This window comes from Salinarimonas sp. (assembly GCF_040111675.1).
GTDB lineage: Bacteria > Pseudomonadota > Alphaproteobacteria > Rhizobiales > Beijerinckiaceae > Salinarimonas.
Genome location: NZ_CP157794.1, coordinates 1,313,016 through 1,332,064 on the forward strand (window position 1 = coordinate 1,313,016; position 19,049 = coordinate 1,332,064).

Sequence of the window (19,049 nt, forward strand, 5' to 3'; positions counted from 1 at the left end):
CTTCTTTGAGATTTAACTGTCGAATGGTTGCATATTTGGGGATATCGTGAGATCAAATGCGCCTGCAAGGCGACGGGCATGCCCCGTATCGTCACGTTTCGCACCAAGCTCGCGATCTACATTTACGCAGCGCCCGCGGAGCATCCGCCGCCGCACTTTCATGTCGTGGGGCCGGGAACGGATGCAGTCGTCGACCTGCGGAGCTTGAAGGTGCTGTTCGGGCGGTATCCGAGGCGGCCCATGCAGGAGGTCCTTGCATGGGCGGCGGCGAACCGGCATCTTCTGGAGGCGAGACGGGACGAGTTGAATGACCGAGAATGACACCATCGTCGTCGGCCGGGTGCTTCCCCGGATCGCCGCGGTCGAGGCGGTCGGGTCCCGCGCGGTGCGCGTGACCTGGGCGGAGGGCGACGGCGTCGCCGGCGCGCAGACGGTCGACCTCTCGCCGATGCTGGATCGCTACAAGCTCTATGCGCCCCTGCGGGCCGACCCCACCTTGTTCGCCACCGTCCGCGTCGGCGCCTACGGCTCGGCTCTGGTCTGGGGCGAGGACGAGGCGATCGACATGAGCGCCCTCGCGCTCGAGTCTCTGGCCGGGCAAAGCGTGGCCTCGGGTGCGCAGCCGCACGGCCCAGGCCGCGCCCGCCGCTGATCACCTCACCCGCCACACGCACGAGCGCTTGATCTCCGCGTCCTCCAGCGCCCGCGTCACCGGCACCTGGTAGATCGCGACCTCCGTCAGCCGCTCCTTCGGCAGGTAGGCCCGGCCGGGATCGCCGATCAGCACCGTCGCGCCGCGCGCGGCGAGGGTTTCCAGCCAGGCGATCACGCGCTCGGCGAGGTCGCGCTCGTAGCAGATGTCGCCGGCGAGAACGACCTCCCAGCCCTCGTCGGCGTCGATCAGGTCCTCGCCCCGCGGCAGGATGGTCACGCCGTTGGCCGCGGCGTTGAGCGGCATGGCGGCGCGGGCGAAGGGGTCGATGTCGGCGGCCTCGACCCGCGCGGCCCCCGCCTTCGCGGCGGCGATGGCGACGAGGCCGGAACCGGCGGCGAAATCGAGCACGCGCCGCCCCGCGACCGTCTCGGGATGGTCGAGCACGTATCGCGCGAGCGCCTGCCCGCCGGCCCAGGCGAAGGCCCAGAAGGGCGGCGGCAGGCCGATTCTCCCGAGCTCCTCCTCGGTCTTCTCCCACAGCGCCGTCGCCTCGTCGGCGACGTGGAGGGCGAGCTCGGGCGCGTGCGGCACGGGCAGGAGGCGGGTGTTTGCGCGCACGAAGGCCGCGCGATCGTCTGTGATCATGGCGGACCATAGCGCCTCGACGTGGCCACGTGCAGGGCCTAAATGAGGAGTGTCACGACAAGGAGCGCCACCCATGAATGCGAACCCCTTCTCCCAGGCCTGGACCACGCCCTTCGAGGCGCCGCCCTTCGCGGAGATCGCGCCGGAGCACATGGAGGAGGCGTTCGAGACGGGGCTCGCCGCGCACGAGGCCGAGATCGCCGCGATCCGCGACGATTCCGCGCCCGCCACCTTCGAGAACACGATCCTGGCGCTGGAACGCGCGGGCAAGGCCCTGCGCCGGGTCGCGCTCGTGTTCTACAATCTCGCCGGCGCGCACACGAATCCGGAGATCCAGGCGATCGAGCGCCGGATGGCGCCTCGGCTCTCCCGCCATTCCTCGAAGATCAATCTCGACCCGGCGCTCTTCTCCCGCGTCGACGTCGTGTTCCAGGCGCGCGAGACGCTCGGCCTCGACGCCGAGGCGGCGCGGCTCCTCGAGCGCACGCATCTCGGCTTCGTGCGCGCCGGCGCGCAGCTGCCGCCGGAGACGAAGGAGCGGCTCGCCGCCATCGACCAGCGCCTGGCCGAGCTCGGCACGTCCTTCGCCCAGAACGTTCTGAAGGACGAGAGCGACTTCACCCTCGTGCTGGATGGCGAGGACGACCTCGCCGGCCTGCCGGACTGGCTGGTCTCGGCCGCCGCCCGCGCGGCGGAGGATCGCGGCATGCGGGGCAAGCACGTGATCACGCTGGCGCGCTCCTCGGTCGAGCCCTTCCTCGCCTTCTCGGCCCGGCGCGACCTGCGCAAGAGAGCCTTCGAGGCCTGGACCACCCGCGGCGAGAGCCGCGCGGAGACCGACAATCGCGGCATCGTCGCCGAGACCGTGCGGCTGCGCGCCGAGCGCGCCCAGCTGCTCGGCTACGAGAGCTTCGCGCACTTCAAGCTCGACGACGCCATGGCGAAGACGCCCGACGCCGTGAGCGACCTCCTCGGCGCGGTCTGGACGCCCGCCCGCAAGCGCGTCGGCGAGGAGCGCGACGCGCTCTCCGCTCTGGCGCAGGCCCGCGGCGAGCCGGCCGAGATCGCGCCCTGGGACTGGCGGTACTTCGCCGAGCAGGTGCGGCGCGAGCGCTACGATCTCGACGAGGGCGCGCTCAAGCCGTACCTGCAGCTCGAGAACATCATCGGCGCCGCCTTCTGGGTGGCGAACCGGCTCTTCGGCCTCGCCTTCACCGAGCGCCACGACGTGCCGACCTGGCACCCGGACGTGCGCGCCTACGAGGTCACCGGCCCGGACGGCGCCCATGTCGGGCTGTTCTACGGCGACTATTTCGCGCGACCCTCGAAGCGCTCCGGCGCCTGGGCCTCCTCCTTCCGCTCTCAGCAGAATCTCGACGGGCGGGTGCGGCCGATCATCGTCAACGTGATGAACTTCTCCGCCGGCGCGCCCGGGGAGCCGTCGCTTCTTTCGTTCGACGACGCGCGCACGCTCTTCCACGAGTTCGGCCACGCGCTGCACGGGCTCCTGTCGGACGTGACCTACGCTTCGCTCGCCGGCACGGCGGTGGCCCGGGACTTCGTGGAGCTGCCCTCGCAGCTCTACGAGCACTGGCTCGAGACGCCGGAGGTGCTGGAGCGCTTCGCCACGCACTACCGCACCGGCGAGCCGATGCCGCTCGACCTGCGCGAGAAGCTCATCGGCGCGCGCACCTTCAACCAGGGCTTCGCCACGGTGGAGTATCTCTCCTGCGCGCTGGTCGACCTCGACTTCCACCTGCTGCCGTCGGCGGACAACGTCGACCCGATCGCCTTCGAGCGCGACGCGCTCGCGCGCATCGGCATGCCGGACGAGATGGTGATGCGTCACCGCACGCCGCATTTTGCCCATATCTTCGCGGGCGCCGGCTACGCGGCGGGGTACTACAGCTACATGTGGTCCGAGGTGCTCGACGCCGACGCCTTCGACGCCTTCAAGGAGACGGGCGACGTCTTCCACCCCGAGACGGCGAAGAAGCTCCACGACCACATCTACGCCGCCGGCAACCGCCGAGATCCGGCGGACGCCTATTTCGCCTTCCGCGGCCGCATGCCGGACGTGGAGCCGCTGCTGCGCAAGCGGGGGCTGATCGAGGGTCTGGAAGCGCCGGCGGCCGGGGAGGCGTGAGGAGGGGAGCGAGGCGCGCAATGCGGAGCGCTGTCATCCCGGGCCGCGAAGCGGACCCGGGACCCATCACCTCGACCTCGGCTCGAGCGCGCATGCCGCGCTCGTCGCGCCAGCTATGTCGATGTCGCGCAACGCAGCCTCAAGGCTGCGACTCGGGCGTCGGCGTCTATGGGTCCCGGGTCGCCGTTCGGCGCCCGGGATGACACCGGAAAGCCGTCGACGCGGCTGAAATTTTTCGACGTATCCGATTTTCAACGGGTTGGCTGTCAGTCCGTCTCGCCGTTCCGATTGACGCCGGTCTTAGCGCTTGGAGACGGCGGCCGACGACTGCGGGTCGACTTCGCGCCAGCCCTTCGGGTCGACTTCCGGCGCATCGCTGTAGTCGATGTCTTCGTCCGCGAGCGCATCCCACCGCGCGGCGCTCTCGTCGGACAGAGGCGGTGGCCGGGCCGGGTCGAGCCTGTAGACGACAGGGCGTGGCTCCAGCTCGCGCAGGTGGGCCGGGTCGAGCTCCGGAATGTCGTTGAAGGCGATGTCCTCGTCCCGCATGGCGTCGAGGCGCGCCTTCGTCTCGTCCGAGAGCTTCGGCGGGTTCTCGGGCTCGAGCGCGTAGCGGACGGTCCCCATGTCTCTCGCCTCCAGGCTGCGCGTCGAAGGATAAGCAACGCGAGCATTCGTGTCGAGTGACAAGCTGTTCCGCTCGTCAGCTAATCCCCATCGTCTCCAGAACCACCCGCGCCGCCGCCTCGCTCGGGGTCTCGCCGCCGAGATCCATCGCGGCGTCGATGCGGGCGAAGGCGTCCTCCTGGGCGCGGCGGGCGGGGGTGTCGGCGCACAAGGGCGCGAGGGCGGCGCAGAGCGTGTCGCCGCGGCATTCGCCCTGGATGAATTCGGGGATGGCCTTCTCGCCGAGCACCAGGTTCGCGAGCACGATCGTGTCCACCGTGAGCAGCCAGCGCAGCTGCGCCTCGAGCGTCGAGACCTTGTAGGCCACGACCATCGGTACGCCCGCGAGCGCGAGCTCGAGCGTCACCGTGCCCGAGGCCGCGAGCGCCGCGTGCGCCTTGCGGAAGGCGGCGTGCTTGGCCGCCTCGCCGCGCACGATGGTCGGCGCGATCGGCCAGTTGCGCACGCCGTCCTCGATCAGCGGCAGGACATGGTCGACGGCGGGGAGGGTCAGCGCGATCTCGCGACCGTCGAGCGCCTTCGAGAGCAGGGCGAGCGCCTCGCCGAAGGGCGCCAGCAGCCGCGACACCTCGGACCGGCGGCTGCCGGGAAGGACGAGCAGCTCGAGCGGCCCCTCGCCGACCGGATGGCGCTCGCCGGGCGCCGGGCGCAGGGCCTCGGTGCGCTCGATCAGCGGGTGGCCGACATAGGTGCAGGGCGGGCCGCCGAGCCGCTGGTGCGCCGCCGGCTCGAAGGGCTTGAGCGCCATGACGTGGTCGACATAGGCCCGCATCGCCCTGGCGCGGCCCGGCCGCCAGGCCCAGACGGTCGGCGAGACGTAGTTGATCACCGTCAAATCCGGCAGCCGCTTGCGGGCGCGCCGGGCGACGCGGTGGGTGAAGTCCGGGCTGTCGATGAGCACGAGCGCGTCCGGCTTCGCCGCGACCACCGCTGTGGCGGTCTGGTCGATCCGGCGCAGCAGCGAGGGCAGACGGGCGATCACCGGCAGGATGCCCATCACCGACATCTCCGCCATGGGGAACAGGCTGTCGAGCCCCTCGCGGGCCATGCGCTCCCCGCCGACGCCGACGAAGCGCGCCTCGGGCACGTGCGCGCGGATCGCCCGCATCAGGCCGGCGCCGAGGGCGTCGCCCGATTCCTCGCCGGCGACGAGGTAGATCAGGGGAGCGGCGCTCATGCGGCGATCTCCTCCGGCCGGTCGGGATCGACGCCGATCAGGAACAGCCCGCGCCGGTCGGCCTCGGCGATCATGGCCTCGCGCTCGATCGTCAGCGTCGCGCCGGCGCCGAGCGCCACGCCGGCGAGGCCGGCGGCGGCGGCGTTGCGGATCGTGCGCGGGCCGCTCGCGGCGAGGTCGACGCGCCGGTCCTGCCCCGCCTTCGCGGTCTTGACGAGGACGCCGCCGAGGGGCTTGCGCCGGCTCAGGAAGGGGATGCCGCGGCCGAGCGCCGCGACGCGCGCGAGCATGCGGTCCGTCCCCTCCGCCCCCTCGATGGCGACGATGCGGCTCTCGACCGTGACGCAGGCCTGCCCGACGTCGAAGGGCGAGAGGGCGGCGAGGCAGGCGAAGCCGACCCGCACGGCGCGCAGATGCTCGGGCGCGGGGCGGACCGCCCCGAGGAGACCCGCGGGCGCGAGCACGTCCGGCGCGATCTCGTGCGCGCCGATCACGCGGTGGCCGCGCTCCTCCAGCAGCGCGACGACGCCGCGCAGGAGGTGGTCGTCGCCGCGCGCGAAGACCTCGGCGATCTCCTTGCGATTGCGCCAGGCGGCGACGCCGCTCGCGAGCGCCGCGGGGGAGGGGCGGGCGACGCCGCCGGCGAGCGCCACGGCGGCGGGACGCCAGGCTGCCAGCTGGTCCAGAATGCCCGCGACGTCGAGAAGGCTCATCGTCCTGTCGGCGCGGCGACGAACCGCCCGCCCGGCGAAGCCAGAGAGCGCGAGCACGCGCGCCTCGCGGCCCTGCGCGGCCAGAGCCGAGACCAGGATCTCGGGCAGCGCGCCCGCCCCGGCGACCACGACGACCGGGCCGTCGTTCCGCATGGTCAGGCGCTCTCGCGCGGCGTCATCACCGACCGGTCGCCGCCCGCGCGGATGAAGGCGAGGATCTCGCGCACCTGCTCGTGCCCGCCATAGGCCTCCTCCACGTCGGCGAGGCGCTCGGCGAAGGTGCCCTCGGCGCCGAACAGGAGCCGGTAGGCGCGGCGCAGGTCGTGGATCGACTCGCGCGAGAAGCCGCGTCGCTTGAGGCCGATGACGTTGAGCCCCGCCAGCGCGGCGCGGTTGCCCATGGCCATGCCGTAGGGGATGACGTCGTTCTCGATCGCCGACATGCCACCGATGAAGGCGTAGGAGCCGATGCGCACGAATTGATGCAGGCCCGCGCCGCCGCCGACGATGACGTGGTCGCCGAGCTTGCAATGGCCGGCGAGCATGACGTTGTTGGCGAGCACGACGCCGTCGCCGATGCGGTTGTCGTGGGCGACGTGGCTGTAGGCGAGAAAGAAGCAGCGGTCGCCGACGCGGGTGACGCCGTCGCCCTGCGGCGTGCCGGCGTTCATCGTCACCGACTCGCGGATGATGCAGTCGGCGCCGACGATCAGCTTGTTCCACTCGCCCTTGTACTTCAGGTCCTGCGGCCCGTGCCCGATGGCGGCGAAGGGATGGATCTTGGTGCGCGCGCCGATCTCGGTGCGCCCCGTCACCACCACGTGGCTGAGGAGCTCGACGCCGTCGCCGAGGACGACCTCCGGGCCGACCGTGCAGAAGGGGCCGATCGAGACGCCCTCCCCGAGCTGCGCCCCGTCCTCGACGATGGCGGTCGGATGGACGAAAGCCGTCACGAGAGCACCAGCATGGCGGAGAGTTCCGCCTCGGCGACCATCTGGCCGTCGACGAAGGCCTCGCCGCGGTACCACCACATGGCGCGGCGCTGGTTCAGCTTGGTCATGCGATACTCGAGCACGTCGCCGGGCTGGACGGGCTTGCGGAACTTGACCTTGTCCATGGTCATGAAAAACACCTGCTCGGGCTTCTTCTTCTCGGCGCGGGTCGCGAGCACGCAGATCGCGCCGGCCGTCTGCGCCATGCCCTCGCAGATGAGGACGCCGGGGAAGATCGGCCGGGTCGGGAAGTGGCCCGTGAATTGTGGCTCGTTGAAGGTGACGTTCTTCACGCCGACGCAGGAGCGGTCGCCGTCGATGTCGCGGATGCGGTCGACCAGCAGGAACGGGTAGCGGTGAGGCAGGAGCTCCAGGATCTCGACGATGTCGACGGCCTCGAGTGTCGTCGATGCGGCGTCGCCGTTGGTTTCGCTCATGCTCCCTCCTCCCATCACGCGACCCGCTCGCGCCGCTCGCGAACAGCGCGCGCGGCCTGCGGCGGCAGGTTCTCAATCCTCGTCGTCTTTGGCGGAAACGCGCCGGGATGCAAGCGTTTTGACGGCTGTGATCTCGCGGAACCATTCCCGCACCGGCTTGGCGGGCGTGCCGCCCCAGCGTGCGCCGGCGGGCACGTCGCTGTTGACGTTGCTCGTCGCCGCGATCTGCGCGCCCATGCCGACGGTCACGTGCCCGACGACGCCGACCTGCCCGCCGAGCACGACGAAATCCTCGAGCGTCGCCGACCCGGAGATGCCGACCTGGGCGACGATGACGCAATGGCGGCCGACGACGACGTTGTGTCCGATCTGGACGAGGTTGTCGATCTTGGTGCCCTCGCCGATGACGGTGTCGCGCCCCGAGCCGCGGTCGATCGTGCAATTGGCGCCGATCTCGACGTCGTCCTGAACGACGACCCGCCCGACCTGCGGGACCTTGCCGTGCCCGCGCGGACCCATGGCGAACCCGAAGCCGTCCTGGCCGATGCGCACGCCGGGATGGACGATCACACGGTTTCCGAGGAAGGCGTTCATCACCGTCGCGCCGGGCGAGATCGAGCAGTTTCGGCCGATCCGGCACTGCGGGCCCACGACGGCGTTGGCGCACACGATCGTGCCGGCGCCGATCTCGGCATGCGGCCCGACCACCGCGCCGGGGTCGATCGTGGCGCCGTGCTCGATCCTGGCCGTCGGGTGAACGAGCGCGCCCGGCGAGACGCCCGACGAGCCGAAGACCGACTGCGGGCGCAGCGCCGTCGGATACAGCCGCGCCAGCACCTCGGCGAAGGCCCGGTAGGGCTGCGCGCAGACGAGGACCACCGCCTCGTCGGGCGCGCGCGGGGCGAAGCGCTTCGAGGTCAGGACGAGGCCGGCGGCCGTGCTCGCGAGCGCGTCCGCGTAGCGCGGGTTGTCCATGTAGGCGATGTCGTCGGGGCCGGCTTCCTCGAGCGCGCCGGCGCCGCGGAACCGGGCCTCGGGATCCGCACCCGCCGGGATCGCGACGCCGGCGAGAGCCGCGACGTCGGCGAGCGTGAGCGCGTCGGCCCTGGGGAAGAAATCGGGTTCCGCCATGAGGCTCTGGCTCTGTTGGGGCGCCGCTCGCGCAGTGGATCGGGGAGTCGCTCCCGCCGCGGACATCGCCGCGACGGGAGGTCAACCCCCGCGATCAGAAGCTCGTTCCGCCCGAGAAGCGGAACGCCTGGGTCTGGTCGCCGTCCGCCTTCGAGAGGGCGTAGGCGTAGTCGAAGCGCAGCGGGCCGAGCGGCGACGCCCACAGCAGGCTCGCGCCGATGGACGAGCGGATCTCGTCGTTGTCGTTGACCGTGATCGTCTCGGTCGTGCCGTTCGCGAGCCGGAACACGCGCTGGCCCTCGTAGTTCACGAGCGTGCCCACGTCCGCGAAGACCGCGCCCTTGAAGCCGAGATCGCGCGGCAGCAGCGGCAGCGGGAACTGCACCTCCAGCGAGCCGCCGGCATAGGTCGTGCCGCCGATGGCGTTGCCGAGCTGGTCGCGCGGGCCGATGCCGGACGGCTCGAAGCCGCGCACGAGCGACGGGCCCATGAAGAAGTGGTCCAGAATGCGCAGGTCGTCGCCGCCCCAGGCCACGACGTGGCCGGCCTGGACGCGGGCGATGCCGATGACGTCCTCGAACAGCTCGTGGTAATAGCGCGCATCGGCCGTCACGCGGAAGAACTCGGAATCGCCGCCCAGGCCGGCGAGTTCCGGCCGCAGCTCGGCGAAGAGACCCGAGCGCGGATTGCGCGCGTTGTCGAGCGAGTTGAAGGTGAAGGTCAGGCCCACGAGCGAGGTGATCGTCTCGCCGGCCGCCTCGCGGATCGCGACGGACGCCTCGCCATTGGCGGGATTGCCGTCACGGAAGGCGGCCGGGACGTCGATGTCCTGCTGGTACAGCGAGTACCGCGCCTGGACCGAGAGCTGCTCCGTGATGGGCAGGCCGAAGCGCAGCGCGCCGCCGGTCGTGCGCGTGTCGAAGCGGCCCGTGTCGGAGGCCTCCGAGAAGCGCGAGAACAGGTCGACGCCCGCCGCCACGCGATAGCCGAGGAAATACGGCTCGGTGAAGGAGAAGTCGAAGCCCTGCGACCGCTCGCCCCAGGAGCCGGCGATCCGCACGGCCTGGCCGCGGCCCAGGAAGTTCGACTCCGACAGCGACACCTCGCCGATGAAGCCGTCCGAGGTGGAATACCCGCCGGCGACGGAGAACGATCCGGTCGGCTTGTCCTCGACGTCGATGTTGAGGACGACACGGTCCGGCGACAGGCTCGGCTCGTTGGAGATGCGCACGCGCTCGAAGAAGCCGAGATTGTTCAGCCGGCGCTCCGCGCGGTCGATCAGGACCTTGTTGTAGGGGTCGCCTTCGCCGAGATCGAGCTCGCGACGGATGACGTAGTCGCGGGTGCGCGTGTTGCCGCGGATGTTGATCCGCTCGATGTAGACGCGCGGACCCTCCTCCACGATGTAGGTGATGTTGACGACGCCGGCCGCCGGGTCGCGCTCGCCCGCCGGGCGAACCTGCGCGAAGGCGTAGCCGCGGCGCGCCACCTCGGTCGTCAGGTCGACCAGCGTGCGCTCGACGGCGGTCGCGTCGTAGATCTGGCCCGAGCGCGTCAGCACGCGGCGCTGAAGCTCGTCGGTGGCGACGTCCGGGATGCGCGAATCGACGGAGACGGCGCCGACGCGGTACTGCTGGCCTTCCTCGACGGCGATGTCGATGACGTAGCCCTCGCGCTGCGGGTCGAACACCACGTTCGTGCCCACCACGCGGAAGTCGGCGTAACCCTTGCGCAGGTAGTAGCGCCGGATCAGCTCGAGGTCCGCGGCGAGACGATCCGGGTCGTAGACGTCCGAGGTCTTGAGGAACGACAGGATGTTCGTCTCGGTCGAGGTCATGACGTCGCGCAGGCGCCCGTCCGAGAAGGCCTCGTTGCCGGAGAAGCCGATCTCGCGGATGCCGGTCTTGACGCCCTCGTCCACCGTGAAGACGACGTCGATGCGCCCGTCGGGCAGGTCGACCACGCGCGAGGACACCGTCGCCAGCGCACGGCCCGTGCGCCGGTAGATCTCCTGGATCCGCTCGACGTCCGCCTGGACGGTGGCCGGATTGTAGGGCTGGCGGGCGCGCGTCTGCAGCTCGGGGAGCAGCGCCTCGCTCGGCAGCCGGCGGTTCCCCTCGAAGGCGACGCGGTTGATGACGTTGTTCTCGACGACGGAGACGATCGTCTGGCCGCCGGAGCGGGAGACGCGAACGTCCGTGAAGAAGCCGGTGGCGACGAGGTTGCGACGCGCCTCCTCGGGGCTGACGCCGGTGACGTAGGCGCGGATGGTCGCGTCGTCGATTCGGCTGTTGCCGCGAACCACGACCTGCTGCGCCACCGCCTCCGACACGCTGAATGCGACCATCAGCGCCGCGAGTGCCACCGAGGTCGACTTCGCCGCATGACGCCGGCGTTTCACTGTCATCGACATATAAGGCCCGTCTCGTTCTTGTTGCCACGGGTTGCCGTGCGGACCGAAAGCGCGCGAACGCCCCCCCGACCGTTCTGGTCAATCTCCGCTTCTAACCGAGTTGGGCGGCCACGCAACCGCCTCGTCCTCACCCCGCCGCAATTTTGGCCGGGCGTGGCCTTCGTGTCACGTCCCGTCGGCGGTCAACGGGTTGATAAGGTGAACGATGTCGTTCCAGGTGGCGAAGAGCATCAGGAAGATCACGAGGGCGAAGCCGATCCGGAAGCCGATCTCCTGCGCGTTCTCGCTCAGCGGGCGCCCGCGGGCGGCCTCGATCGCGTAGAACATCAGGTGCCCGCCATCGAGCATGGGAACGGGGAACAGGTTGATCAGCCCGATCGAGACGGAGAGCACCGCCGCGAGCGTGATCAGCTGCAGGATGCCGCCGGCCTCCGCGACGTCGCCGGAGACCTTGGCGATGCGGATCGGGCCGGACAGCTGATCGGCCGATTCGCGGCCGGTGATCAGCTTGCCGAGATAGTCGAAGGTGCGCTCGACGACGAAGTAGCTCTCGTAGACGCCGAGCCCCACCGCCTCGATCGGCCCGTAGGAGATGTGCCGAATCGCCTCCGGGGAGCGGGACGCCTGGATGCCGAGCATGCCGATGCGCTGCACGCCGAAGGCGGTCTCGGTCACCCGCCGCTCCGGGGTCGCGGTCAGCGTCACGAGCGCCCCGCCGCGGTCGACCACGATGGTCAGCTCGTCCTCGGCGGAGGACGAGACGATCCGCTGCATGTCGTTGAAGCCGACGATGGTGCGCCCGTCGATCTCCACGATGACGTCGCCGGGCTGGAAGCCGGCGCGCTCGGCGGCGCTGCCCTCGATCACCTCGTCCACGCGCGGAATCAGCACGTCGCGCCCGTTGACGTAGACGAGCCCCGCGAAGATCGCGACCGCGAGGATGAAGTTCGCCAGCGGACCGGCGGCGACGATCGCGGCGCGCTGGGAGACCGGCTTGTGGTGGAAGCTCTTCGCCCTGTCGGCCGCGCCCATCTGCTGGAGGCCGTCGTTGTCCGGCGTCGAGGCCGCGCCGGCGTCGCCGAAGAACTTGACGTAGCCGCCGAGCGGGACGAGCGAGATCTTCCAGCGGGTGCCGTGCCGGTCGTTCCAGCCGACGATCTCGGGCCCGAAGCCGATGGAAAAGGCCTGCACGCCGACCCCGCACCAACGCCCGACGAGGAAGTGCCCCATCTCGTGCACGAAGACGACGAGCGCGAGGACGGCGATGAAGGGGACGAGATAGCCCACGACGACGTCGAAGGCCCCGCCGCCGATCGCGCTGAAGAATTCCATTTGGGTCGTCTCCTCTCGCCCGGCGGGCGGGCCGTCTCTCGCCTGTTCACCCTCAGATCGGGCGCGCGCGCCGATCTTGCAAGATTTCCTCGGCTTTCGCTCGCGATTCGCCGTCCAGCGTTAACGCGTCGGCGACGCTCGCCGGCGCCGGCAGCGCCCCGGCGGCCAGCGCCTCGAGCGTGCGCTCGACCGTGTCGGCGATGGCGAAGAAGCCGATGCGCTCGGCGCAGAAGGCGGCGACCGCGATCTCGTTGGCGGCGTTGAGCACGGTCGGCGCGCCGCCGCCCGCCGCCATCGCGGCCTCGGCCAGCGCCAGGCAGCGGAAGCGCTCCCGGTCCGCGGCCTCGAAGGTGAAGCCGCCGAGCGCGGCGAAATCGACACGCGGCGCGTCGAGATCGAGCCGCGCGCCGTCGAGGGCGAGGCTGTTGATGATCGGGATGCGCATGTCCGGCGCGCCGAGCCCGGCCGTGATCGAGCCGTCGCGCCAATGCACGAGGCCGTGCACGATCGACTGGGGATGGACCAGCACCTCGAGCCGCTCGGACGCCACGCCGAAGAGGTGATGCGCCTCGATCAATTCGAGGCCCTTGTTCATCAGCGTGGCGGAATCGATGGAGATCTTCGCGCCCATCGACCAGGTGGGGTGGGCGAGCGCCTGCTTGACGGTCGCGCTCTCGAGGCGCGCGCGCTCCCAGGTGCGGAAGGGGCCGCCGGAGGCGGTCAGCGTCAGGGCGAGGACGTCCTCCGGGCGGCCGGCGCGCAACGCCTGCTCCAGCGCGTTGTGCTCGGAATCGACGGGCCGCAGCACGACGCCGAGGCGGCGCGCCCGCGCCATGAAGGCCTCGCCGGCGCTGACCAGGCATTCCTTGTTGGCGAGCGCGATGGCGCGGCCGGGCTTCATCGCCGCGGCCGTGGGCGCGAGGCCGGCGGCGCCGGAGATCGCGGCGAGCACGACGTCCGCGTCGCGCTCCGCCGCCTCGATCACGGCCGCCGATCCCGCCCCGCAGGCGATCCCGGAGCCGGAGAGCGCCTCGCGCAGGGCGGGGCCGGCGGCCTCGTCCGCGACCGCGGCGAAGCGCGCGCCGAGCGCGATCGCGAGATCGGCGAGGGCCGCGGCGTCGCGGCCGCCGACGAGGGCCTCGACCCGGAAGCGGTCGGGATGGGCGCGCACGACGTCGACGGTGGAGCGTCCCACCGAGCCGGTCGCGCCGAGGATGCTGATCGTCCGCGCGCCGGGCGCGGGATGGGTCGCGGTGTCCGCCATGTCGTCTCCAGCCCTCGCGATTTATGCGCGAGAACGCGCGCGAAGTCACCCGGCCGCAGCGCCGGAAAGCCCGGTCAGGACCATCCCGAGCGCGACGAAGCCGCACACCGCGACGAAGGCGTCGATGCGGTCGAGCACGCCGCCGTGGCCGGGAATGAGGTGGCTCGAATCCTTGACCTGGAAATGCCGCTTGAGCTTCGATTCGGCGAGGTCGCCGATCTGCCCGATCACCGACGCGACGGCCGAGAGGACGACGATCGCCCCCCACGTGAGCGGCCGCGACCACCCGAACGCCTCGCCCGCCGCGACCACGAGCGCGCCCGCGAGCGTGCCGACGACGAGCCCGCCGACGAAGCCGGACCAGGTCTTGCCGGGGCTGATGCTCGGCGCGAGCTTCGCCCCGCCGATCGCCCGCCCGGTGAAGTAGGCGGCGATGTCCGTGCCCCAGACCACGGCGAAGATCCACAGGAGCCCGACGAGGCCGAGCACGGGGCTCTCGCGCACCAGGACGGGGACGACGGCGAGGATCGCCGTCACCACGAGCCCGACGAGGCCCCAGCGCCGATCCTGGCCGGTGCGGCCGGCGGCCGCGACCGCGGCGATCGCGAGTGCGGCGACGGCGACCACGAGCCAGGCGGGCGGGGCGGCGACCGCGAGCAACGATCCGGCGAGAAGGCTCGCGAGCAAGGCGACGCGCATCGCGCCGCGACGCTCGAGCTTGCAGACGTCCGCCCACTCGACGGCCGCCGCGCCCGCCGCGATCAGCCAGAAAAGGGCGAGCGCGGGACCACCCGCCCAGGCCGCGCCGAGCGCCAAGGCGACCAGGACCAGGGCGGAGAGCAGGCGCACGCCCGTCTCCGAGCGCAGGAAGCCGCGCCTCTCGGGTCCCTGCGGGGCGGGAGACGGCATGTCAGGCGGTCCGCGCCTCGAGCCCGCCGAAGCGGCGCTCGCGCTGCGCGTACTCGGCGAGCGCCCGCCCGAAGGCGTCGGCGCCGAAATCGGGCCACAGGTCCGGCAGGAAGACGAACTCGGAATAGGCGGTCTGCCAGGGCAGGAAGTTGGAGATCCGCTGCTCGCCCGATGTGCGCACGACGAGGTCGGGGTCGGGGATGTCGGACGTGTCGAGGGCGGCCGAGAGCCGGTCGACGGTGACGTCCTGCGGCCGCAGCCGCCCGGCGGCGACCTCCTCCGCCAGCCTGCGGGCCGCGCGGGCGATCTCCTGGCGGCCGCCGTAATTGAAGGCGACGACGAGGGTGAGCCCGGTATTGGCGCGCGTCAGCCCCTCGGCCTCGTCGAGCACGGCGAGGATGTCGGGGGCGAGCCCGTCGCGCTCGCCGATGATGCGCACACGCACGTTGCTGCGGTGGAGCTCGGCCAGGTCGTTGCGCACGAAGCGCTTGAGCAGGCGCATGAGGTCGGAGACCTCCTGCGCCGGGCGCGACCAGTTCTCGGCCGAGAACGAGTAGAGCGTCAGGTAGCGCACGCCCGCCTCGGCGGCGAGGCGTACGGCGCGGCGCACGGCCTCGACGCCGCGCCGATGGCCCTCGACCCGCGGCAAGCCGCGGCGCGCGGCCCAGCGGCCGTTGCCGTCCATGATGATGGCGACGTGGCGCGGCGGGCGCGCCGCGCCCGTGCGGGCGTCCGCTTCGTCCTGCGGCGGCCGGGCCGCCGCGGCGGTGGCGCCGATCTCAGCGGCCATGCTGTCGCTCCGCTCCCCCCGCGCCGCGTCCGCGCCGCGATGCCGAAATCCGTCTGCGATCCGCGCGCGAAAGCGCGCGCGGCGTGCGATCATGCCGGTCCCTCAAACCTGCATGATCTCCTTCTCCTTCGCGGCGAGGACGCTGTCGACCTCGGACACGTGCTCGTCCGTCGCCTTCTGCACGAGATCCGCCTGGCGCTTCTCGTCGTCCTGCGACAGCGCGCCGTCCTTCTCGAGCTTCTTGAGCGTGTCGAGGCCGTCGCGGCGCACGTGGCGGATGGCGACGCGCGCCTCCTCCGCGTACTTGTGCGCGACCTTCACCATCTCCTTGCGGCGCTGCTCGTTCATCTCGGGAATGCGCAGGCGGATCACCTGGCCTTCCGTCTGCGGGTTGAGGCCGAGGTCCGACTCGCGAATCGCCTTCTCGACCGCGCCGACCATGCCGCGATCCCAGACCTGCACGGAGAGCAGGCGCGGCTCCGGCACGGAAATGGTCGCGACCTGGTTCATCGGCATCGCCGCCCCGTAGGCCTCGACCTGGATCGGCTCGACCAGGCTCGCGGAGGCCCGGCCGGTGCGCAGGCCGGAGAGGTCGTTCTTCAGGGACGTCACCGCGCCCTGCATGCGCCTCTTGATGTCGTTGAGATCGAAATCGTCGCTCATCGCTGGTCTCGCCTTAACGCCAATGTCGATCCGGCTTACGCCGATGACGCCGCTTCATCAAGGGGCGACCACGGTCGCGGGCGCAGCGCCCTCCAGGATGGCGACGACCGAGGAGGGCGCGTGCACGCTGCCGACGATGATCGGCAGCTTCTGCTCGCGGGCGAGCGCGAAGGCGGCGGTGTCCATCACCTTGAGGTCGCGCCCGATCGCCTCGTCGTGGGTGAGGCGGTCGTATCGCTGCGCCTGCGGATCGCGCTTGGGGTCGGCGGAATAGACGCCGTCGACGTTCGTCGCCTTGAGCACGGCGTCGCAGCGCAGCTCCGCGGCGCGCAGCACGGCGGAGGTGTCGGTAGTGAAGAACGGGTTGCCGGTGCCGCCGGCGAGCACCACCACCTGGCCCTTCTCCAGATGGTGCAGGGCCGGCTGGCGGGCGTAGGTCTCGCAGATGGTGGGCATCGACACGGCCGACATGGTGCGCGCCGGCACGCCGGCGGCGTTGAGGGCGGTCTCGAGCGCGAGCGAGTTCATCACGGTGGCGAGCATGCCCATCGAGTCCGCGGTGGCGCGGTCGATCCACCCGGCGGCGCTCATGCGCGCGCCGCGGATGATGTTGCCGCCGCCGATCACGAGGGCGATCTCGAAGCCCGCGCCCTGAGCCCGGGCGATGTCCTCGGCGAGCCCGGCGAGGACCTGGGCGTCGAGCCAGTAGCCGTCGGACGCCTGAAGGGCCTCGCCGGAGAGCTTTACCAGAATACGCTTGTAGGGCATCGCCACGCCGCAATCTCCCGTCAGTTCTCGCCCGATCGGCCCGCCGGGCGGCACACTGCCGCCGGCCCGCCGCGGGCGCAAGGCGGCGCGCGCGGATTTTTCACGTCGTCGTCACGGGGCTCTCCGACCGTCCGCATCGCGCCGCGCGAGCTCGCGGTAGAGCGCCTCGCGCGTGACCCCGATCTCCTCGGCGACCTCCTGCCGGCGGCCGCGCTCCGGCAGCGCGCCGAAGGCGTCGAGCCAGGCGTCGAGGCGCTCTGGAACCGTGCGCAGGCTGCGGATCTCCGCGCGCAGCCGCGCGGCCTGCACCGCGCGTGCGAGATCGGCGGCCCAGGCCTCCAGCAGCGCCGGCTCGCGGGCGAGCGCCGCCCGGAAGGCCGCGCGGGGCAGCGCCGCGAGAGCCGTGTCCCCGAGCGCGACGCCGTCGCAATGGTAGGTCTCGGACCAGGCCGACGCCTCGGCGACGATCGTGCCCGGCCTCGCCCGGTGCAGGACGAGCCGGCTCCCGGCCTGCGTGTGCCGGACGAGGGCGACGGCGCCCGACCGCACGAAGAGGACGCTCTCCACGGGCGCGCCGACGCGAAAGACGACGTCGCCGTCGCGCAGGGCACGGGTCGGCGCGTCGCCGAACAGGAGCTCCATCGAGACGGACATGATCGCGATCATACGCGGGGAGGGCGGCCGGCGCTATCGTCCCGGCGTTCGAAGGAGCTCGCCATGATCCGCCTCGCCCTCGCCGCCTGCCTCTGCCTCGCGCCGCTGGCCGCCGCCGCCCAGCAGCACGCCCATTCGCCCTATGCCGGCATGGAGAGCCGGGAGATCAAGAGCCTGTCCGCGGACGACCTCGACGAGCTCCGGCGCGGCGGCGGCTGGGGCCTCGCGCTCGCCGCGGAGCTGAACGGGGTGCCGGGGCCGGCGCACCTGCTGGAGCTGAAGGACGAGATCGGCCTCGATGCGGAGCAGGTCGCGGCGATCGCGGCGATCCATGCGCAGATGCGGCGCGAGGCGCAGGAGGCGGGTGCGCGCCTGATGGCGGCCGAGGAAGCGCTCGAGGCCGCGTTCCGCGGGGGCGGGCTCGACGACACGGCGCTGCGCCGCCTCGTGGACGAGGCGGGGGACGCCCGGGCCGACCTGCGCTTCGTGCATCTCTCGCGGCATCTCTCGACGCCGCCGCTGCTGACGGCGGAGCAGATCGAGGCCTATCGGCGGCTGCGCGGCTATGCGAGCGATCCGTGCGCCGCGGTTCCCGAAGGGCACGACGCCGCCATGTGGCGTCGCCACAACGGCTGCCGGTGAGCGGCGCGCGCACGAAAAAGGGCGGCGCCGCGGCGCCGCCCTCGGTCGTTCCTCGGAGAAGGAGGACGAGGAGCCTCAGGCCTTGCCGGCCTGGGCCGCGACCTCGGCCGCGAAATCGGTCTCTTCCTTCTCGATGCCCTCGCCGAGCGCGTAGCGCACGAAGCCGCCGATGGCGACGGGGCCGCCGACCTTGGACTCGGCCTCCTTCAGCACCTGCCCGACGCTCTTCGAGGGGTCGTGCACGAAGGACTGCTCGAGGAGGGTGACTTCCTTGTAGTAGGACTTCAGCCCGCTCTCGACGATCTTCTGGAGGACGTGGTCCGGCTTGCCGGCGTTCTTCTCGCGCAGGATCGCGGACTCGCGCTCCACCGTCGTCGGGTCGATGCCCGAGGCGTCGACGGCCGCCGGGTTCACGGCGGCGACGTGCATGGCGATCTGGCGGCCGAGCGTGACGAGCTCGTCCTTGTTCGAGCCGGTCGATTCCATGGCGACGAGGACGCCGATCTTGCCGAGGCCCTCGGCGACGGCGTTGTGCATGTAGGAGGCGACGACGCCCTGCTTCACCGTGACCTTGGCCGTGCGGCGCAGCGTCATGTTCTCGCCGATCGTGGCGATGAGCTCGGACAGCTTCTCGGCGACGGTGCCCGGGCCGCCCGGATAGGCGGCGGCCGAGAGGCCGTCCACGGTGCCGTCGGTGCCGATCAGGATCTTGGCCGCCTCGGAGACGAAGCCCTGGAACTGCTCGTTGCGGGCGACGAAGTCCGTCTCGGAGTTCACCTCGACCATGCCGGCGACGTTGTCGCGCACCTCCACGGCGACGAGGCCCTCGGCCGCCACGCGGCCGGCCTTCTTCGCCGCCTTGGCGAGGCCCTTCTTGCGCAGCCAGTCGACGGCGGCCTCGATGTCGCCGTCCGTCTCGCCCAGCGCGTTCTTGCAGTCCATCATGCCCGCGCCGGTCTTCTCGCGCAGGTCCTTCACCATCGCCGCGGTGATGTTCGCCATGATCTCGGGTCTCCGTCAAAAGGGAGCCC

Annotated in this window: 20 protein-coding genes; 4 read left to right on the plus strand and 16 right to left on the minus strand. The window is 71.5% G+C overall.

Annotation, left to right across the window (positions count from 1 at the left end; translation table 11 throughout):
- The first annotated feature begins 78 nt into the window (after window positions 1-78).
- Window positions 79-321, plus strand: a complete 243-nt coding sequence (locus ABL310_RS06080; protein WP_349370800.1) for a DUF4160 domain-containing protein — start codon at window positions 79-81, stop codon at window positions 319-321.
- On the plus strand, window positions 308-652 hold the full coding sequence (locus ABL310_RS06085) for a hypothetical protein (protein ID WP_349370801.1): 345 nt from the start codon (window positions 308-310) through the stop codon (window positions 650-652). The genes ABL310_RS06080 and ABL310_RS06085 overlap by 14 nt, the downstream gene beginning before the upstream one ends.
- On the opposite strand, the gene ABL310_RS06090 is transcribed toward ABL310_RS06085, so the two are convergent.
- Window positions 653-1,300, minus strand: coding sequence for a methyltransferase (locus ABL310_RS06090; RefSeq protein WP_349370802.1), 648 nt, complete (start codon window positions 1,298-1,300; stop codon window positions 653-655).
- A 73-nt stretch (window positions 1,301-1,373) separates the two neighbouring features.
- On the opposite strand from ABL310_RS06090, the gene ABL310_RS06095 reads away from it, so the two are divergent.
- Window positions 1,374-3,446 (plus strand): M3 family metallopeptidase, encoded by a 2,073-nt coding sequence (locus ABL310_RS06095; protein ID WP_349370803.1) that lies wholly within the window; start codon window positions 1,374-1,376, stop codon window positions 3,444-3,446.
- Between the two features lie 300 nt (window positions 3,447-3,746).
- Here the strand turns inward: ABL310_RS06095 and ABL310_RS06100 are convergent, their stop codons facing one another.
- The 14 genes from ABL310_RS06100 to ABL310_RS06165 form a co-directional block, all read right to left on the minus strand.
- A complete protein-coding gene (locus ABL310_RS06100) occupies window positions 3,747-4,073 on the minus strand; it encodes a hypothetical protein (RefSeq protein ID WP_349370804.1) in 327 nt (108 codons plus the stop codon).
- Between the two features lie 76 nt (window positions 4,074-4,149).
- Window positions 4,150-5,310 carry a lipid-A-disaccharide synthase gene (lpxB, locus tag ABL310_RS06105; RefSeq protein WP_349370805.1) on the minus strand — a complete coding sequence of 387 codons (1,161 nt, stop codon included), beginning with the start codon at window positions 5,308-5,310 and terminating at the stop codon, window positions 4,150-4,152.
- On the minus strand, window positions 5,307-6,176 hold the full coding sequence (locus ABL310_RS06110) for a UDP-2,3-diacylglucosamine diphosphatase LpxI domain-containing protein (protein WP_349370806.1): 870 nt from the start codon (window positions 6,174-6,176) through the stop codon (window positions 5,307-5,309). Before ABL310_RS06110 ends, lpxB begins: the two co-directional genes overlap by 4 nt.
- A gap of 2 nt (window positions 6,177-6,178) precedes the next feature.
- A complete protein-coding gene (gene lpxA / locus ABL310_RS06115; protein WP_349370807.1) occupies window positions 6,179-6,976 on the minus strand; it encodes an acyl-ACP--UDP-N-acetylglucosamine O-acyltransferase in 798 nt (265 codons plus the stop codon).
- A complete protein-coding gene (gene fabZ / locus ABL310_RS06120; protein WP_349370808.1) occupies window positions 6,973-7,452 on the minus strand; it encodes a 3-hydroxyacyl-ACP dehydratase FabZ in 480 nt (159 codons plus the stop codon). Before fabZ ends, lpxA begins: the two co-directional genes overlap by 4 nt.
- Before the next feature lie 72 nt (window positions 7,453-7,524).
- Window positions 7,525-8,583 (minus strand): UDP-3-O-(3-hydroxymyristoyl)glucosamine N-acyltransferase, encoded by a 1,059-nt coding sequence (gene lpxD, locus ABL310_RS06125; RefSeq protein ID WP_349370809.1) that lies wholly within the window; start codon window positions 8,581-8,583, stop codon window positions 7,525-7,527.
- 94 nt (window positions 8,584-8,677) lie between these two features.
- On the minus strand, window positions 8,678-10,996 hold the full coding sequence (gene bamA, locus ABL310_RS06130) for an outer membrane protein assembly factor BamA (protein ID WP_349370810.1): 2,319 nt from the start codon (window positions 10,994-10,996) through the stop codon (window positions 8,678-8,680).
- A 165-nt stretch (window positions 10,997-11,161) separates the two neighbouring features.
- Window positions 11,162-12,328 (minus strand): RIP metalloprotease RseP, encoded by a 1,167-nt coding sequence (rseP, locus tag ABL310_RS06135; protein ID WP_349370811.1) that lies wholly within the window; start codon window positions 12,326-12,328, stop codon window positions 11,162-11,164.
- A 52-nt stretch (window positions 12,329-12,380) separates the two neighbouring features.
- Window positions 12,381-13,592, minus strand: coding sequence for a 1-deoxy-D-xylulose-5-phosphate reductoisomerase (gene dxr / locus ABL310_RS06140; RefSeq protein WP_349370812.1), 1,212 nt, complete (start codon window positions 13,590-13,592; stop codon window positions 12,381-12,383).
- 45 nt (window positions 13,593-13,637) lie between these two features.
- Window positions 13,638-14,501: a phosphatidate cytidylyltransferase gene (locus ABL310_RS06145; RefSeq protein ID WP_349370813.1), complete on the minus strand. Its 864-nt coding sequence runs from the start codon at window positions 14,499-14,501 to the stop codon at window positions 13,638-13,640.
- A gap of 1 nt (window position 14,502) precedes the next feature.
- The gene (locus ABL310_RS06150; protein ID WP_349370814.1) at window positions 14,503-15,291 is read right to left on the minus strand and encodes an isoprenyl transferase; all 789 of its coding nucleotides are present in this window, start codon (window positions 15,289-15,291) and stop codon (window positions 14,503-14,505) included.
- Between the two features lie 102 nt (window positions 15,292-15,393).
- The gene (gene frr, locus ABL310_RS06155) at window positions 15,394-15,954 is read right to left on the minus strand and encodes a ribosome recycling factor (protein ID WP_349370815.1); all 561 of its coding nucleotides are present in this window, start codon (window positions 15,952-15,954) and stop codon (window positions 15,394-15,396) included.
- A gap of 57 nt (window positions 15,955-16,011) precedes the next feature.
- On the minus strand, window positions 16,012-16,722 hold the full coding sequence (gene pyrH, locus ABL310_RS06160) for a UMP kinase (RefSeq protein ID WP_349372005.1): 711 nt from the start codon (window positions 16,720-16,722) through the stop codon (window positions 16,012-16,014).
- Between the two features lie 111 nt (window positions 16,723-16,833).
- Window positions 16,834-17,376, minus strand: a complete 543-nt coding sequence (locus ABL310_RS06165; protein WP_349370816.1) for a Crp/Fnr family transcriptional regulator — start codon at window positions 17,374-17,376, stop codon at window positions 16,834-16,836.
- Between the two features lie 63 nt (window positions 17,377-17,439).
- Between ABL310_RS06165 and ABL310_RS06170 the strand changes: the two genes are divergently transcribed.
- Window positions 17,440-18,018 (plus strand): Spy/CpxP family protein refolding chaperone, encoded by a 579-nt coding sequence (locus tag ABL310_RS06170; protein ID WP_349370817.1) that lies wholly within the window; start codon window positions 17,440-17,442, stop codon window positions 18,016-18,018.
- 75 nt (window positions 18,019-18,093) lie between these two features.
- Here the strand turns inward: ABL310_RS06170 and tsf are convergent, their stop codons facing one another.
- Entirely contained in the window at window positions 18,094-19,020 is a 927-nt protein-coding gene (gene tsf, locus ABL310_RS06175) for a translation elongation factor Ts (protein ID WP_349370818.1), read from the minus strand.
- Between the last annotated feature and the right edge of the window lie 29 nt (window positions 19,021-19,049).

What these genes read in the sequence shown, in the direction of transcription:
- ABL310_RS06080 (WP_349370800.1), top strand. Translation starts at nt 79, where the DNA reads ATGCCCCGTATCGTCACGTTTCGCACCAAGCTCGCGATCTACATTTAC.
- ABL310_RS06085 (WP_349370801.1), top strand. Translation starts at nt 308, where the DNA reads ATGACCGAGAATGACACCATCGTCGTCGGCCGGGTGCTTCCCCGGATC.
- ABL310_RS06090 (WP_349370802.1), bottom strand. Translation starts at nt 1,300, where the DNA reads ATGATCACAGACGATCGCGCGGCCTTCGTGCGCGCAAACACCCGCCTC.
- ABL310_RS06095 (WP_349370803.1), top strand. Translation starts at nt 1,374, where the DNA reads ATGAATGCGAACCCCTTCTCCCAGGCCTGGACCACGCCCTTCGAGGCG.
- ABL310_RS06100 (WP_349370804.1), bottom strand. Translation starts at nt 4,073, where the DNA reads ATGGGGACCGTCCGCTACGCGCTCGAGCCCGAGAACCCGCCGAAGCTC.
- lpxB (WP_349370805.1), bottom strand. Translation starts at nt 5,310, where the DNA reads ATGAGCGCCGCTCCCCTGATCTACCTCGTCGCCGGCGAGGAATCGGGC.
- ABL310_RS06110 (WP_349370806.1), bottom strand. Translation starts at nt 6,176, where the DNA reads ATGCGGAACGACGGCCCGGTCGTCGTGGTCGCCGGGGCGGGCGCGCTG.
- fabZ (WP_349370808.1), bottom strand. Translation starts at nt 7,452, where the DNA reads ATGAGCGAAACCAACGGCGACGCCGCATCGACGACACTCGAGGCCGTC.
- lpxD (WP_349370809.1), bottom strand. Translation starts at nt 8,583, where the DNA reads ATGGCGGAACCCGATTTCTTCCCCAGGGCCGACGCGCTCACGCTCGCC.
- bamA (WP_349370810.1), bottom strand. Translation starts at nt 10,996, where the DNA reads ATGTCGATGACAGTGAAACGCCGGCGTCATGCGGCGAAGTCGACCTCG.
- rseP (WP_349370811.1), bottom strand. Translation starts at nt 12,328, where the DNA reads ATGGAATTCTTCAGCGCGATCGGCGGCGGGGCCTTCGACGTCGTCGTG.
- dxr (WP_349370812.1), bottom strand. Translation starts at nt 13,592, where the DNA reads ATGGCGGACACCGCGACCCATCCCGCGCCCGGCGCGCGGACGATCAGC.
- ABL310_RS06145 (WP_349370813.1), bottom strand. Translation starts at nt 14,501, where the DNA reads ATGCCGTCTCCCGCCCCGCAGGGACCCGAGAGGCGCGGCTTCCTGCGC.
- ABL310_RS06150 (WP_349370814.1), bottom strand. Translation starts at nt 15,291, where the DNA reads ATGGCCGCTGAGATCGGCGCCACCGCCGCGGCGGCCCGGCCGCCGCAG.
- frr (WP_349370815.1), bottom strand. Translation starts at nt 15,954, where the DNA reads ATGAGCGACGATTTCGATCTCAACGACATCAAGAGGCGCATGCAGGGC.
- pyrH (WP_349372005.1), bottom strand. Translation starts at nt 16,722, where the DNA reads ATGCCCTACAAGCGTATTCTGGTAAAGCTCTCCGGCGAGGCCCTTCAG.
- ABL310_RS06165 (WP_349370816.1), bottom strand. Translation starts at nt 17,376, where the DNA reads ATGTCCGTCTCGATGGAGCTCCTGTTCGGCGACGCGCCGACCCGTGCC.
- ABL310_RS06170 (WP_349370817.1), top strand. Translation starts at nt 17,440, where the DNA reads ATGATCCGCCTCGCCCTCGCCGCCTGCCTCTGCCTCGCGCCGCTGGCC.
- tsf (WP_349370818.1), bottom strand. Translation starts at nt 19,020, where the DNA reads ATGGCGAACATCACCGCGGCGATGGTGAAGGACCTGCGCGAGAAGACC.